Raw genomic sequence first — 14,483 nt, forward strand, 5'->3', positions numbered from 1 at the left:
GGCGAGGCCGCATGGAGCCGGACGCGCTCACGGCGCTGGCCGCCGACGCGTACGTCTACGGGGTGCCGCTGGTCCGCCGGCTGTCGGAGGTCCAGGCGTGCATCCAGGAGGGCTGTGGATCGGTCGCTCCCGCGCCCTTCAACGACTTCGCCCATGCGGACGGACCGGCCACGCCCGGCACGCACGTCCCGTTCGCCCCGGCCGATCTCGTCGACGCGCTCGCCCAGCTCGACCTGTCCGGCGGGCCCGTGCGGCTGCACGTCCCGGACACCGCCGGGGCGTACTACGTGCTTCAGTTCGTGGACGTCTGGAGCAACGCCTTCGCCTATCTCGGCACCCGGGCGACCGGCACGGGAGAAGGCGACTGGCTGGTCGTGCCGCCCGGCTGGGCCGGCACCGTGCCCGACGGGGTGTCGGGGGTGATCGACGCGCCCACCTCCGTCGTCTCCGTCGTCGGCCGCCTCGCGTGCGACGGCCCCGAGGACATGCCGCGCGTGAGGGCGCTCCAGCAGGAGCTCACCCTCACGCATCTGGGGGACCGGGCGCACCGCACAGGGCTCCCCGCGACCGAGTCAGGGGTGCCGGGCGAACTGCGGTTCTTCGAGGAGCTCCGGGTGTGGATGGCGGACTTCCCGCCCGCCGCCGCCGATCGCGCGTACCAGGACCGCTTCCAGCCCCTGGGGCTCCTGGAGGAGGGCATCTCGCCGTACGTGTCGGCGGCGCCCGGTCTCGTACGCGCCCTGGGGCGCGGGCTCGCGCTGGGCAGGCTGCGGGTGGAGGAGGCGGCCCGGCGGCCCGTGCCCGGCGGTCCGAAGGGCGCCTGGCAGATGATTCCGCACCTGCGGGACTTCAACGTGGACCACCTGGGCGTCGGAACGCTCGGCCCGCCGGAGTGGAGGATCGCCGACCGGGAGGCGTCGTACCTGGTCAGGGCGGTGGCGGCGCGGCGTGGACGCGGGCTGCCCCATGGGTACGAAGCGGTGTACGCGGAGACCTCCCGCGACTCCCGCGGACACTCCCTCACCGGGTCGCGGAGCTACGTCCTGCACCTCGCGCCGCCGCCACCGGTCCGGGCCTTCTGGTCGCTGACCGCGTACGACAGCCCCGGGGGCCACCTGGTCGCGAACGAGGCGGCCCGGTACGCGATCGGGACACGGACGCCGGGGCTCGTGCAGGGCGACGACGGCTCGCTGACGCTGCACCTGTCCGCGGAGCGGCCCGAGGCCCCCCAGGAGGCGTCGAATTGGCTGCCGGTTCCGGCCGGTGCCTTCCGGGCCGTGCTGCGGCTCCACCTCCCCGGCCAGGCCGTGCTGGACGGGGAGTACGTCGTCCCGCCGGTCGAGCGGCGGTAGGCCCGGGCGGCTGGACGACGTCCCGGGTGATGACCGGGATGCCGCGGTCCGGGGGTGTGAGGCAGCGACCTGCGGGGCCCCCGGTCCGGAGGTGTGAGGCCGCCCGACCAGCGGGGCCCCGATCCGGAGGTGTGCGGCCGGGGCGGCGGGACGCCTTCAGTGAGTGTCTCGTCTCGTGCTCACGCGCGCTCCGGGCGCGTTGTCAGTGGCGCGGCGCACACTGGAGGCATGTGCCGCAGCATCAAGACGCTTCGTCCGCCAGCCATCCCCGAAGAGGCCACCGAGGAGGAGATGAGAGCCGCCGCTCTGCAGTACGTGCGCAAGGTCTCCGGCTTCCGCGCGCCCGCCGCGCACAACCAGGAGGTCTTCGACCGGGCCGTGGCCGAGATCGCCGAGGCGACCCAGCGGCTCCTGGACGGCTTGGAGGTGCGGGGCGCCGCCCGGGTCTGAGCGGCGTCCAGGGCCGCGTCAGCTCCCGGCCGGGACTCCGGTGACGGGGGTCGCGGAGGCGTGCGCCGGGCGGCGGACGACGAGTGCCGCCAGCGAGCCGGCCAGGAACAGGGCGAGGACCGAGACGGCCGTGCCCAGCCAGCCCGCGCCCAGCCACTGGCCGCCGAAGTAGCCGAGGCCCACGCTGTAGACCGCCCAGACGACCCCGGCCACGGCTGACCAGGGCAGGAATTCCTTCACCTTGCGGTGGGCGGCGCCCGCTCCCAGGGAGACGACGGAGCGGCCGGCCGGGGCGAAGCGGGCGATGACGACGAGCGCTCCGCCGCCGCGGCTCAGGGCCGCGCCGAGGCGCTCCTGCGCGGAGGTGAGACGCCGGGACCGCGCGATGGCCCGGTCGAGGCGGTCGCCCCCGCGCCAGGCGAGGCGGTAGGCGACCATGTCGCCCAGGACCGAAGCGGTGGCCGCGCAGAGGGTCAGCACCAGGAGCGAGGGCACGTGCCGGGTCGCCTCACCGGCCGCCGCCGTGACCGTGGTGGTGCTCGCCGCGGCCGCCGTGGCTGCGGTGATCACGAGTACGCCGCTGGGGAGCACGGGCAGGAAGACGTCCAGGACCACCGAGAGGGCGACCACCGCGTAGATCCATGGGCTGCCGGTCAGCGCACCCACACTCTCGAGCACTCTCTACTCCCTGTTCCTGCGATCCGGATCCGTGATCCATGACCGTCCGTGATCCGTGTTCTGTGTCAACGCAGCGACGCCGCGACGTCGCAGGGGAGCGGCAGGAACGGCAGGGCCAGCTGTACAGCGTACGCCTGCCGTTGACCCCGTTCACCTGGTATTCGCCGGGTGGCCGTCGGATGTCGCACAGGTCACGTACGACCCCGGCCCCCCTCGGGAGGAGGGGGGCCGGGGCGTGGGGAGCGTGCGGGTCAGACCGAGACGGCCCGGGCCTGCTCGTGGGCGGGTGCGCTCTCCCGCGCGGAGCCACCGCGCGAGGAGAACAGCCGGTCCAGGGCCACGGCCCCCGGGCCGGTGAAGACCAGCAGGAGGAAGGCCCAGCAGAAGACCGCCGAGGCCTCGCCGCCGTTCTGCAGGGGGAACAGCGACTCGGGCTGGTGCACCTTGAAGTACGCGTAGGCCATCGAACCGGAGGAGATCAGTGCGGCGAGGCGGGTGCCGAGGCCGAGTGCGACCAGGGTGCCGCCGACGAGCTGGATCACCGCGGCGTACCAGCCAGGCCACGTGCCGGCGGGCACGGTGCCGCCGCCCGCCGAGCCGCCGAGGATCCCGAAGAGGGAAGCGGCGCCGTGGCAGGCGAACAGGAAGCCGATGACGACGCGGAAGAGGCCGAGCGCGTAGGGCTGGGCCCGGTTCAGACGTATGGACATGGGAGGTGGGGCTCCTTCGGTCTGGGGACGTGAACCGATCGGGGCCCCTCAGGTTAGGGTCGCCTCACTATTACTTGCAAGTTCAACATTATGTCGAGTGGCTGGAACTCGGTCATTCGTTCGAGGTCAGCGAGCGCTCCCACGCGGTCTCCAGTTGCGCCCCCGCGGGTGTGGCTCTGGCCTGAACCAATGTCAGCGCAGCTTTCCGGCCACGCAGGGTGAGCGTCATGAGCTGGTTGCCGAACCATGGTCCGCCCGTCCTGCGCCAGCGCATCGGAGGGCTCCCTGTCCGTCCGTGGAGCGCCAGCGCGCGCCCGAGCCACCGGCCCGCCCTGCTCCAGCCGAACCGGAAGCCGGCGCGCATGTATCCGGGGACGGAGTTGTGGACGGGAGAGCAGGTCAGTTGCAGGACGCGCGCGGCGGGAGTGCCCTCCGGGGTGGAATCCGACCACTGTGGTTCGGCGATGTACGCGTGGTGCACATCGCCCGAGAGCACGCATATCGTCGCGGGGGCGTCGTGGGCGCGTCCCGCCTCCCTCAGGAGCTCCGACAGCCGGTCGAAGGAATCAGGGAAGGCCGCCCAATGCTCCAGGTCACCGGCCCGGCGCACCTTCTCCCCGCGCCGTGCCCAGCGCTCTCCCCGCTCGCCGCGGCAGAGCGCCGCGTTCCAGGTCTCCGCCTCGTGTATGAGCGGCGGCAGCAGCCAGGGGAGCGAGGTGCCGATCAACAGGTGGTCGTACGCGCTGGGGTCCGTGAGCACCTCGGCGCGCAGCCAGCGGGCCTCCTCGTCGCGGAGCATCGACCGCCCCCGCTCGTCGAGGACCCGGGCCGCCCGGGTGTCCACCATCAGCAGCCGTACTCGGCCGAAAACACGCCGGTAGCTCCACCGCGTCCGGGTGGGATCGGCGTCCGCGGCCGCCGCGTGGAGGCGCAGGGTCTCCGTGCCGTCCGGGGCGGCGCGTACGGCCGCGTAGACGGGGTCGGCCTCCAGGGCGTCGGGGGAGAGGTTGCCGAGGTGCTGGTAGACCCAGTACGACATGAGCCCGCTGACGATCCGCTCGTGCCACCACGGGGTGTCGCGCATGTCCCGGACCCAGGCGGCGCTGGTGTTCCAGTCGTCCACGACGTCGTGGTCGTCGAAGATCATGCAGCTGGGGACCGTGGAGAGCAGCCATCGCACGTCCGGGTCGCGCCAGGACTCGTCGTAGAGGTGGGTGTACTCCTCGTAGTCCGCGACCTCGGCGCCCGGCGGCTCCTTCAGGTCGCGGCGCGCGGCGAGCCGCTTCCGGGTGGCCTGAGAGGTCTCGTCCGCGTACACCTGGTCGCCCAGGAGGAGAAGGACGTCGGGGCGTACGGCTCCCGGGTCGGCGGCGAGGCGGACCGCCAGGGTGTCGAGCGCGTCCGGGCCGATGGGGTCGTGTCCGTGGGCGGGCGGGGCCGCCCAGCGGCAGGAGCCGAAGGCGACCCGGACGGGAGCCGCCGCCTCCGGCTGCGGCACGGCGGGGGTGGTGATGGTGCTGGGCGGGAAGCGGGAGTCCTCGGGAGGCCATACGCGGCGGCCGTCGAGCAGAACCTCGTAGGGCGTGGTCGAGCCGGGCGTCAGGCCCGTCACCACCACCAGGGCGTAGTGGTGGCCCTCGACCGCGAAGGTGGGAGAGGTGCCCGCCGCGCCGTCCGCACAGCGGACCTGCGCCGTGCAGGGCCTGGTCGCCTCCACCCAGACCGTCGCCCGGGAGCCCGACTCCCAGTCGACGTACCTCAGCAGCGGTCCCAGGCGTAGCCCGGCCATGTGTGCCCTCCTCGCGTCGCCGTCACCGATGGCTCCGTAGGGTACGGAACGACGGAGGAGGGCGGGTAGGTCCGCCGGGGCGGGAGGGCGGGTCAGCAGCCGTTCAGCACGGACTGCAGGGCGCTCTTCTCGGTGGAGTCGACGCTGAGGCCGTAGTAGTGCTTCACGTGCACCCAGGCGCGGGCGTAGGTGCAGCGGTAGGCCGTGCGCGACGGGAGCCACTCACCCGGATCCTGGTCGCTCTTGGACTGGTTGACGTTGTCGGTGACCGCGATGAGCTGAGGGCGGGTCAGGTCGTTGGCGAAGGACTGGCGCTGGGCGGTGGTCCAGCCGCTGGCGCCGGAGCGCCAGGCCTCCGCGAGGGGGACCATGTGGTCGATGTCCAGGTCCGAGGCGACGGTCCAGGTGGCACCGTCGTACTCCGAGTACCAACTGCCCTTGGTCGCTGCGCAGGAGGAGTCCTGGGTGACGCCGGAGCCGTCGCGCTTCAGCACGACCTCGCGGGTGTCGCAGGCTCCCGACTGGGTGATCCAGTGCGGGAACTTGTCGCGGCTGTAGCCGGACGAGGAGCCCTCGGTGGAGACGGTGAGCTGGCTCAGGTACGAACGGGCGGTCGAGGCGCTGACCGGGGTGGGCATCGCGGCCTGGGCGGTGGGCGCCGTGAGGAGCCCGGTGGTTGCGGCGAGCGCGGCCGAGGCGGCGACGACGGCTATGCGACGCGCGTAGATACCGGACATATGAACTCCCTTGATGTGGGGGGATGTTGAGCAGCGACCTGAGCGGCCAGGCCATCGTGGCGGCGCCGGGTTTCGGTGGGGTGGTCGCCAGGTAACAGAGTGACGACATGCGCACGTCACATCAAGGGGTAGGGCGATAGCTCTGACGTGCCGTCCGAAGGTTGTTCGAGGAGCGAGGTTGACGGACCGACGGGCCGGGGGCGGCCAGGGCGCACCCCCTTAGGGTGGCCGTGTGCTGCTTCCGGTCGGTCCCGCGCTCGGCGTCGTGCTCGCCGTGCTCCTGGTGTTCGCCGTCGCCGTCGCCGCGTGGGCCTCGCTCGGCCGTTCCCGCGAGATCGCCGTCGCCGGGCTGCGCGCCGCGGTCCAGCTGGCCGTCGTCTCCCTGCTCATCGGCTGGGTGGTGCGCTCCCCGGGTCCCCTGGCCGGGTTCATGGCGCTGATGTTCGCGGTCGCGGTGCGCACCGCGGGCCGGCGGATCACGCCCAACCGCACCTGGTGGTGGGCCGCGCTGCCCATCGGTGCCGGGGTCGTGCCCGTGGTCGTGGTGCTGCTGCTCACCGGGCTCCTCCCGGTGCGCGGCATCGCGCTCATCCCGGTCACGGGCATCCTCATCGGGGGCGCGCTCACCGCGACCGTCCTCGGCGGGCGGCGCGCGCTCGACGAACTCGGCACGCGGCGGGGGGAGGTGGAGGCCGGGATGGCCCTCGGGCTGCTCGACCGGGACGCCCGCCTGGAGATCGCCCGCCCCGCGGCGTCGGACGCGCTGCTGCCGGGGCTCGACCAGACCCGGACCGTGGGGCTCGTCACCCTGCCGGGGGCCTTCGTGGGCATGCTGCTGGGCGGCGCCTCACCGGTGGAGGCCGGCGCCGTGCAGCTCTTCGTCCTGGTGGCGCTGATGGCGGTGCAGGCGGTCGCCGTCGCACTGGTGCTGGAGCTGGTCGCGCGGGGGCTGCTGCACCGCGAGTGAACGGGGTGGGGCTGCCGTACGGGAGGTGAACGGGGCGGGGTCGCCGTACGGGAGAGGTCGCCGTACGGGGAGTGGGCGGGGCGGTGGTGCCCGGCCCCGGCGCGGGTGGTGCCGTAGCGCGAACGGGCCGCGCAGGTGCCGTGCAGAGGGCGGGCCGAAGTGGGCGTCGTCACCGGGAGCGGGTCCTGGTCCGGCTCGGGTGCCGAGCCGGACCAGGTGGGCTCACCGGGGTGCGGGGGCCCGCTCGCCTCGTGCGTGAGCGCACCGAGGGGGTGTCAGGAGACGCGGAGGGGGCTCAGCGGGCGTCGATGTGCAGACGGACCGAGCCGTCCGCGCCCGCTTCCACGCGGAGCTGCGTCAGGTCCTCGACGTGGGCGTCGGGGGCGAGGGCCGCCGCGCGGGGGCCGACGCCCACGACGCGCATGCCGGCCGCACGGCCCGCCGCGATGCCCGCCTCGGAGTCCTCGAACACGATGCAGTCCGCCGGGTCGAAGCCCAGCTCGGCCGCGCCCTTGAGGAAGCCTTCGGGGTCCGGCTTGCTGGCCCCGACCATCTCGGCGGTGACGCGGGTCTCCGGCATCGGCAGGGCCGCCGCCGTCATCCTGGCCCGGGCGAGCGCCTCGTCGGCCGAGGTCACGAGCGCGTGCGGGAGTCCGGCAATGGCCGCCATGAAGGCGGGGGCGCCGCCGATGGGCACCACGCCGTCGGTGTCGGCGGTCTCCTCGGCGAGCATGATCCGGTTCTCGGCGTAGTTCTGCTCCATGGGGCGGTCCGGCAGCAGGGCGGCCATCGTGGCGTAGCCCTGGCGGCCGTGGACCACCTTGAGCGCCGCCTCGGGGTCGAGGCCCTGGGCGAGTGCCCAGCGGCGCCAGCAGCGTTCCACCACCGCGTCCGAGTTGACGAGGGTGCCGTCCATGTCCAACAGGAGGGCGCGGGCTTCGAGGACGGTGGCCGGCATCGGCATGCTCCAGAGCGCGGGGAATCAGCTCACAGCTGCGGGTGAAGAAAACAAGTAGCCCCGCCCGCCGGTCAGGGAGAACGAGCGGAGGCTACTTTGTTCCTCCACGATACAAAAACGGGGGCGGAAACGCCAATCCGGGCCGCGGAGGGGACCGGAGTCCGCCCGCGGCCCGGATCGGAGCCGTCAGGACCGGCGGCCCCTGCCGCTCGTCCGCGATTCCAGGGCGCTGCGGGTCTCCGGGCCGTAGACGCCCGGCGGATCGCTGTGGACCGACACCCACCGCTGGTACTCGGCGACGGCCTGTTCGACCTCGTGAGAGAAGGTGCCGTCCTCCGGGCCGCGGTAGACCCAGACCTCCTGAAGCCGGCGCTGCAGCTCGGAGACCTCCGGGCCGCGGTCGCCGCGCCGCAGCGTGCCCGCCGACAGCTCCTCGACGGGCGGCGGCGCCGCCGCCGTCGTCGTGGGTGCCCTCGTCACGGACGCGGAGGGCGACGGTGAGGCCGGGGCGGTGGCCGACGGGGTGGCCGACGGGCTCGTGGAGGGGGTGGGGGAGGCCGAGGGCGACGCCGAAGCCGACCGGGAGGGTGTGGCCGAGGGGGACGCGGACGGGGACGGGGGGACCGACGCCGCGGGCTCCTCGCCCGTGCCCGGCGCAGCGGCCGTGACCTCGGGCAAGGCCGCCTCCCGGGTGTCCTCGCCGTCGAACAGGCCGCCCGCGAAGGCGGCCGTCCCCACCACGGCGGCCACGGCCGCCCCCACGGCGACCACGGTGAACGGCCTGCGGCGGCGGGGCTGTACGGGGTCCGGTCCGCCACCCGCGTAGGCGGAGGCGGTACGCCTGCGTGTCTCGTCGGCGGCCACGGCATCCGCGGCGACCTCGTCGGGCAGGGCGCCCGGGCCCGCCCCCGGTGCTCCGGCGGCCCTCTGTGCCCCGGCTGCCGCCCCGTCGAGGAAGAGCGGCATCGTGGTGGCCACCGCGGGGGCCTCGTGGTCCTCCGTGTCGCTGCCCAGCCTCACATAGGGCCTGATCCGCAGCGGGTCGAAGTCCTCGGCCGCAGCGATCTCCGCCGACCGGGCGTCACGCCCCGCCGCCGTGGTCCGGGCCGGGCGGGTGTCACGCCCTGGCGCGGCGATCCCGGACGGCCGGGCGTCATGCCCCGCCCCCGCCGCCGTACCGGCTCCGCAGGCGCACCCCGCCCCGGGTCTCGCGCCCTGCTCGCCGCCGCACTCCGGGCATGTTCGTCCGGTCATCGTGGGTTCCCCTCCCCTGTGAACTGCCTGCGATTATGCAGGCAGCCATGAGGAAGGCCCACGCCCGTACCGCTGCTCGGCAGGCCATAACGGCACGTAGCGGCCAGGATGGGGTGAAGCGGACCCGAGGAGATGCTCATGGCCCAGCAGTTGAGCCCGCCCCCCCTTGCCTCAGGTGAGGGGCGGTCGCGGCGAAATGTCCTGGTGTCCATCGGTGCGCTGCTTCTCGGCATGCTGCTCGCCGCACTCGATCAGACCATCGTCTCCACGGCCCTGCCCACGATCGTCAGCGAGCTGGGCGGCCTGGACCATCTGTCGTGGGTGGTGACCGCCTACCTGCTGGCCGCGACCGCCGCCACCCCGCTCTGGGGCAAGCTCGGCGACCAGTACGGACGCAAGAGGCTCTTCCAGACGGCCATCGTCATCTTCCTCATCGGCTCCGCCCTCTGCGGCATGGCCCAGAACATGCCGCAGCTGATCGGTTTCCGCGCCCTCCAGGGACTCGGCGGCGGCGGACTGATGGTGCTGTCGATGGCGATCGTCGGCGACATCGTCTCCCCGCGCGAACGGGGCAAGTACCAGGGCCTGTTCGGTGCGGTGTTCGGCGTGACCAGCGTCCTGGGACCGCTCCTCGGCGGCCTCTTCACCGAGCACCTCAGCTGGCGCTGGGTCTTCTACATCAACCTGCCCATCGGCGTCGTCGCCCTGCTGGTGATCGCCGCGGCCCTGCACATCCCGGTGCGCCGCACCCCGCACACCATCGACTACCTGGGGACCTTCCTCATCGCGTCCGTCGCCACCTGCCTGGTCCTCGTCGCGTCGCTCGGCGGGACCACCTGGGCCTGGGGCTCCGTGCAGATCATCGTGCTCGCCGCCCTCGCCGTGGTGCTGCTGGTGGCCTTCGTCGCCGCCGAACGACGGGCCGCCGAACCCGTGCTGCCGCTGAAGCTCTTCCGGATGCGGACCTTCAGCCTCGTCGCCGTCATCAGCTTCGTCATCGGGTTCGCGATGTTCGGCGCCATGACCTACCTGCCGACCTTCCTCCAGGTCGTCCACGGCATCACCCCGACCCTGTCCGGCGTGCACATGCTGCCGATGGTCTTCGGTCTGCTGATCACCTCGACCGCCTCCGGTCAGATCGTCAGCCGGACGGGTCGCTGGAAGGTCTTCCCGATCGCGGGCACCGCCCTGACCGCGGTCGGCCTGCTCCTGCTCCACACCCTCTCCGAGAACAGCTCCACCTGGACGATGAGCCTCTGCTTCTTCGTCTTCGGCGCCGGACTCGGCCTGGTGATGCAGGTGCTCGTGCTGATCGTGCAGAACTCCGTCGGTTACGAGGACCTCGGCGTCGCCACGTCCGGCGCGACCTTCTTCCGGTCCATCGGCGCCTCGTTCGGCGTGGCGGTCTTCGGCACCGTCTTCACCAACCGGCTGACCGGCAAGCTCGAGGACGCCCTCAGCGGCCGTCCGCTGCCGCCCGGCGTCGACGCGGGCGCCCTGGCCGCCGACCCCCGGGCCATCGGAAGGCTCCCGGCGGAGCTGCGCCCCTCGGTCCTCAGCGCGTACTCGACGTCGATCACCGACGTCTTCCTCTACGCGATCCCCGTCGTCCTCATCGCGTTCGTCCTCGCCTGGTTCCTCAAGGAGGAGCCCCTGCGCGGCTCGGTGACGGCCCCCGACACCAGCGAGACGCTGGCGTCGAACCCCGTGCACCGGTCCTCGTACGACGAGTGCGCCCGCGCTCTGTCGGTGCTCGCCACCCGGGAGGGGCGCCGGGAGATCTACGCGAAGATCACCGCCAAGGCCGGGTACGACCTCCAGCCCGCAGCCAGCTGGCTGCTGCTGCGCATCAAACGGCACGGGACCGTCGAGCCCGGCCGGCTGGCCGAGGTCGCACCCGTGCCGCTGCGGGTGATCACCTCGGCCGCCCGGCAGGTGGAAGGGCAGGGCTACGCCCGGCGCGAGGGGATGCAGCTGGTCCTCACCGAACGGGGCGCGGAGGCAGTGGTGCGGCTCTCGCAGGCCCGCGAGGAGTCGCTGGCCGAGCTGCTGGGCGACTGGTGGGGTCCGGACCGGCCCACCGACCTGATCCGCCTGGTGTCGGAGCTGTCCGCCGAGGTCAGCGGGTCGAGCAAGGAACGGCCGCACATGCCCGAACCCCGCCCGGACCACTCGGCGGGCTGAGCACCCGGCCGGCCCGGCTCACAGCTCCTTGGCGAACCAGTGCTCCGCGTAGGGGCCCCGGTTGAACGCCGGCACCTCCCCGTACCCGTGCTTCGCGTACAGGCCGCGCGCCTCCACCAGGTCGCTCCGGGTGTCGAGCCGGATCCACCGCACCCCGTAGGCCCGCGCGGCGCTCTCGATCCCCGCGAGCAGCAGGCCGCCGCCGCCCGTGGAGCGGAACGCGGGCCGGACGAACACCCGGGTCAGCTCGGCCGTCGTGGCGTCGACCAGCCGCAGGCCCGCGCAGCTCGCCGGCTCCTCCTCGTACCGGCCGACCACGAACTCACCGGTGGGCCGGGCGAGCCGGTCGACGCCGTCGTCCCGCAGCCCGTCGTCGATCTCCGCCGTGGTCGCGGGGCGGCCCCAGTAGCGGCTCGCCACCTCGTCGTAGTAGTCGCGGAGCAGCCGTACGGCGTCCGGGCTGTCGAAGCGTTCGGGGGTGACGTTCCAGGTCATGGGGTCATTCTGGCTGTCGCACGAACGTACGACGAGCAGATAAGTGCAGGGGGGCGGTGAGGGTGCACGCGACGGCGCCCCGCGGGACGTGTGGACCGTGTCCGGCGCGCACGCCGTCGGACCGCGCTGCCGGCGGGAGGCGGACGTCTCACCCGGCGGCCCGGGCCGGATCCGCCCTCGGGCCGCCGGGTGAGACGTCCGCTCAGATCCTGCCCGCGGTGTGGGGCCCGGAGGGATCACGTGCTCCGGTGGACGCTTCCGTGGTGACGTTCGCGCCGCCCTGCTTCACCCGGCGGCCAAAGGTGCGAGTCGCGGAACGGGTGCTCGGTGCTCGGTGTGCGGACCGCGACCGATTCCGCCGCACGCTCGGCAGTGCGGCCCGCGACCGGTCCCGCCGCGGCGGACCTCTCCGGCCTCTCGTCCGTGCCCCCCCGCCTCTCGGAAGTGGTCCAGGAGGCGGTGGCGAAGATCGCGAAGAAGGGGGTGGAGGCGGCGTACCTCTGGACGTCACCGAGGACGCCCCCTCCTCCTCGTGGGCCGGCAGGCGGACGTGCCCGGTGCGAGGACTGGCCTCGCCCGGGGCCCGGCGGCACCGCTCCCGACAGCCCACCCGGCGGTATTCGGGCATTCTTTCGGCAAATCGGTGGTGACAGTCAGGCGAAGAGGGGGTTGATTGGGTCTGCCTGATAGGGCAATGGGAGGCTTCATCCGCACATACCCGGGCTGAAGGGACAGTGCATGCGAACGGGAGGGTCGGCGCAGCGTGACAGATGTGGAGCGCAGTGTGCGGGGGGACGCGGCGGCGGATCCGGGGGCGAGGGCCGCGGTGGCCAGACTCGTCCTCTGGCTGCTCGTCGGGGTCCTGGCGGTACGGCAGGTGGCGGTGGTGCTGCGGACACCACCGGGTGAACGGCTCACCGATCTGGAGACCTGGACCGGCGCGACCGGAGTCCTGCACATGGCGGGGTCCCTGTACGACCCGGGACGGTTCACCGGGACGCCGTTCGCCGGGCTGGTGCTGAAGCCGCTGACGGCCTCGGCCGAAGAGGCCCTGGGCGTCGTGTGGACCTTCGGGTCGCTGCTGCTCGTCGTCCTGCTGGGGTACGTCGCCGTCCGCGCCCTGCCCGCACCGGTGAGCCGGCGCACCGCCTTCCTCGCGGCGCCCGTGGCGATCACCCTGCTGATGGTGTCCCTGCCCGTCCGCAACACCCTGTTCCTGGGGCAGACCAGCATCCTGCCGGTCCTGCTGGTGCTCCTCGCCTGTTTCGCGCTGCGGGGTGAGCGCCTCCCGGGTGTGCTGACCGGTCTCGCCGCGGCCTTCCAGCCGGCCGTCCTGCTCTTCGCCGTGCTGTTCTGGCTCACGGGCCGGCGCCGGGCAGCCGTGAGCGGCGGCGCCACCTTCGCCGCCTGCACGGCCCTGGCCTGGATCGTCATGCCGCGCGACTCCTGGGCCTACTGGGTGCACCACCTGGCCGGTGCAGGACTCGGCGAGCGGCCCGACAGCCTCGCCAACCAGTCCCTGCACGGCGCACTGCTGCGGTTCGGGCTCGAAGGCCCCCTGGAGATCGCGCTGTTCGTGGCCCTGGCCGCCGCCGTGGTCGTCCTCGGGCTGCGGCGCGCGGTGCGCTACGCACGGGACGGACAGCTGCTCCTGGCTGTCGCCGTCACGGGCTGCGTCGCCGTCGCCGTCTCACCCACCGCCTGGCAGCACCAGCTGCTCTGGGTGCTGCTCGCCGTCGTCGGCCGTGTCGGGACCAGGGCCGCGGACCGTCTGGTGTGGCCCGCGGTCGTGGTCCTCGTGCTCACCCTGCCGGGGAAGATGCTGCTGCCCAACGTGGGCGTGGTCCTTCCCGTGCGCGACAACGTGCTGCTCGTCGCCGCCCTCGGCGCGGCCTGTGCCGTGCCCTTCCTGTCCCGCACCTCACCCCACTGGCAGCGGGCGATCCCCACGGAGTACGCGAAGCCGGTGCCGGCGCGCCTCGCGTGGGTGCCGCTGCTGCCCTTCTGGCGACGGGTGCTCAGCCGCCCCAACCTGCTGCTGGAACTCCTGCTCATCCGGGTCGTCTACTCCGCGTACGCACAGGTCCGCCTGGCGGCGACCGCCGGGCGCGGCACGGCCGAGGCGCACGGCCGCCAGATCCACGCCGCCGAGCAGTGGCTGCACATCGACATCGAGCACTGGGCCAACCACACGGTCGTCACCGTCCCGTGGCTGCGCGACTTCTTCGACTACTACTACTCGACGTTCCACTTCATCGTGCCGCTCGCGATCCTCGGGGTGCTCTACGTGCGCCGCCCCTCGGACTACCGCTGGGCCCGTACCTCCATCGGCTTCGCCACGGTCCTCGCCCTGTTCGGCTTCTGGCTGTACCCGCTGGCGCCGCCGCGCCTGATGCCGGGGCTCGGGTTCATCGACACGGTCCACGGGGTGCAGGACCTCGACAGCCCCGACTTCGGGGCGCTGACCGCGATGACCAACCAGTACGCGGCGATGCCCTCGCTGCACTTCGGCTGGTCCCTGTGGTGCGGCGTGGTGATCCTGCTGCTCGCACCGAAGACGTGGATGAAGGTCCTGGGGCTGCTGCACCCGCTCTTCACCGTCTCCGCCATCGTCGCCACCGGCAACCACTGGGTGCTGGACGCGGTCGGCGGCGCGGCGGTCGTGGCCGCGGGCTTCGGGCTGACGTACGCCCTGGCCGGCCCGCGGAGGCTGCTGGCCGGGACCGGCGAGACCGGGCCGCCGGAGCGTGAGGCAGGGGAGGGCGCCGGGCAGGCCGTACCCGAACCGGCGGGCAGCAAGGCGTAACGCACGGACCGGCCGGAAGGGGGGCCTCCCGGGGGCCCCGGGAGGCCCCTCACGCATCTTTCCGGTGGTGACCGCCGGTCAGGCATTGACCGGCACCGCGGCG

At 73.2% G+C, this 14,483-nt stretch carries 12 protein-coding genes; 5 read left to right on the top strand and 7 right to left on the bottom strand.

What is annotated here, in order from left to right; translation table 11 throughout:
- Positions 1-11 precede the first annotated feature (11 nt).
- Together ACFC51_RS08795 and ACFC51_RS08800 are read left to right on the top strand one after the other, a co-directional pair.
- The gene (locus ACFC51_RS08795; RefSeq protein ID WP_376527707.1) at positions 12-1,352 is read left to right on the top strand and encodes a DUF1254 domain-containing protein; all 1,341 of its coding nucleotides are present in this window, start codon (positions 12-14) and stop codon (positions 1,350-1,352) included.
- 228 nt (positions 1,353-1,580) lie between these two features.
- Positions 1,581-1,802, top strand: coding sequence for a DUF2277 domain-containing protein (locus ACFC51_RS08800; RefSeq protein WP_376368133.1), 222 nt, complete (start codon positions 1,581-1,583; stop codon positions 1,800-1,802).
- 18 nt (positions 1,803-1,820) lie between these two features.
- Here the strand turns inward: ACFC51_RS08800 and ACFC51_RS08805 are convergent, their stop codons facing one another.
- The 4 genes from ACFC51_RS08805 to ACFC51_RS08820 all read right to left on the bottom strand — a co-directional run bounded on the left by ACFC51_RS08805 (position 1,821) and on the right by ACFC51_RS08820 (position 5,716).
- Positions 1,821-2,480, bottom strand: coding sequence for a DedA family protein (locus ACFC51_RS08805; RefSeq protein ID WP_376368131.1), 660 nt, complete (start codon positions 2,478-2,480; stop codon positions 1,821-1,823).
- A 251-nt stretch (positions 2,481-2,731) separates the two neighbouring features.
- Positions 2,732-3,190 carry a DoxX family protein gene (locus ACFC51_RS08810; RefSeq protein WP_376368129.1) on the bottom strand — a complete coding sequence of 153 codons (459 nt, stop codon included), beginning with the start codon at positions 3,188-3,190 and terminating at the stop codon, positions 2,732-2,734.
- Positions 3,191-3,302: 112 nt separating this feature from the next.
- A complete protein-coding gene (locus ACFC51_RS08815; protein WP_376368127.1) occupies positions 3,303-4,979 on the bottom strand; it encodes an alkaline phosphatase D family protein in 1,677 nt (558 codons plus the stop codon).
- Between the two features lie 92 nt (positions 4,980-5,071).
- A complete protein-coding gene (locus ACFC51_RS08820) occupies positions 5,072-5,716 on the bottom strand; it encodes an HNH endonuclease family protein (RefSeq protein ID WP_376368125.1) in 645 nt (214 codons plus the stop codon).
- 232 nt (positions 5,717-5,948) lie between these two features.
- Here ACFC51_RS08820 and ACFC51_RS08825 point away from each other — a divergent pair, with 232 nt between their 5' ends.
- Positions 5,949-6,683 (top strand): ABC transporter permease, encoded by a 735-nt coding sequence (locus tag ACFC51_RS08825; RefSeq protein ID WP_376368123.1) that lies wholly within the window; start codon positions 5,949-5,951, stop codon positions 6,681-6,683.
- A 295-nt stretch (positions 6,684-6,978) separates the two neighbouring features.
- On the opposite strand, the gene ACFC51_RS08830 is transcribed toward ACFC51_RS08825, so the two are convergent.
- On the bottom strand, positions 6,979-7,641 hold the full coding sequence (locus ACFC51_RS08830) for an HAD-IA family hydrolase (RefSeq protein WP_376527710.1): 663 nt from the start codon (positions 7,639-7,641) through the stop codon (positions 6,979-6,981).
- 186 nt (positions 7,642-7,827) lie between these two features.
- Positions 7,828-8,895: a peptidoglycan-binding protein gene (locus ACFC51_RS08835; protein ID WP_376527712.1), complete on the bottom strand. Its 1,068-nt coding sequence runs from the start codon at positions 8,893-8,895 to the stop codon at positions 7,828-7,830.
- Between the two features lie 138 nt (positions 8,896-9,033).
- On the opposite strand from ACFC51_RS08835, the gene ACFC51_RS08840 reads away from it, so the two are divergent.
- Positions 9,034-11,079 (top strand): DHA2 family efflux MFS transporter permease subunit, encoded by a 2,046-nt coding sequence (locus ACFC51_RS08840; RefSeq protein ID WP_376368117.1) that lies wholly within the window; start codon positions 9,034-9,036, stop codon positions 11,077-11,079.
- 18 nt (positions 11,080-11,097) lie between these two features.
- On the opposite strand, the gene ACFC51_RS08845 is transcribed toward ACFC51_RS08840, so the two are convergent.
- The gene (locus tag ACFC51_RS08845) at positions 11,098-11,574 is read right to left on the bottom strand and encodes a GNAT family N-acetyltransferase (protein ID WP_376368116.1); all 477 of its coding nucleotides are present in this window, start codon (positions 11,572-11,574) and stop codon (positions 11,098-11,100) included.
- Positions 11,575-12,337: 763 nt separating this feature from the next.
- Between ACFC51_RS08845 and ACFC51_RS08850 the strand changes: the two genes are divergently transcribed.
- A complete protein-coding gene (locus tag ACFC51_RS08850) occupies positions 12,338-14,380 on the top strand; it encodes a bifunctional glycosyltransferase 87/phosphatase PAP2 family protein (protein ID WP_376368114.1) in 2,043 nt (680 codons plus the stop codon).
- Positions 14,381-14,483 lie beyond the last annotated feature (103 nt).

The organism is Streptomyces sp. NPDC055962 (assembly GCF_042270185.1).
Taxonomy (GTDB): Bacteria; Actinomycetota; Actinomycetes; order Streptomycetales; family Streptomycetaceae; genus Streptomyces.

Excerpts from the sequence above, each read along its gene's own strand:
- ACFC51_RS08795 (WP_376527707.1), top strand. The coding sequence starts at position 12 with ATGGAGCCGGACGCGCTCACGGCGCTGGCCGCCGACGCGTACGTCTAC.
- ACFC51_RS08800 (WP_376368133.1), top strand. The coding sequence starts at position 1,581 with ATGTGCCGCAGCATCAAGACGCTTCGTCCGCCAGCCATCCCCGAAGAG.
- ACFC51_RS08810 (WP_376368129.1), bottom strand. The coding sequence starts at position 3,190 with ATGTCCATACGTCTGAACCGGGCCCAGCCCTACGCGCTCGGCCTCTTC.
- ACFC51_RS08815 (WP_376368127.1), bottom strand. The coding sequence starts at position 4,979 with ATGGCCGGGCTACGCCTGGGACCGCTGCTGAGGTACGTCGACTGGGAG.
- ACFC51_RS08820 (WP_376368125.1), bottom strand. The coding sequence starts at position 5,716 with ATGTCCGGTATCTACGCGCGTCGCATAGCCGTCGTCGCCGCCTCGGCC.
- ACFC51_RS08830 (WP_376527710.1), bottom strand. The coding sequence starts at position 7,641 with ATGCCGGCCACCGTCCTCGAAGCCCGCGCCCTCCTGTTGGACATGGAC.
- ACFC51_RS08835 (WP_376527712.1), bottom strand. The coding sequence starts at position 8,895 with ATGACCGGACGAACATGCCCGGAGTGCGGCGGCGAGCAGGGCGCGAGA.
- ACFC51_RS08840 (WP_376368117.1), top strand. The coding sequence starts at position 9,034 with ATGGCCCAGCAGTTGAGCCCGCCCCCCCTTGCCTCAGGTGAGGGGCGG.
- ACFC51_RS08845 (WP_376368116.1), bottom strand. The coding sequence starts at position 11,574 with ATGACCTGGAACGTCACCCCCGAACGCTTCGACAGCCCGGACGCCGTA.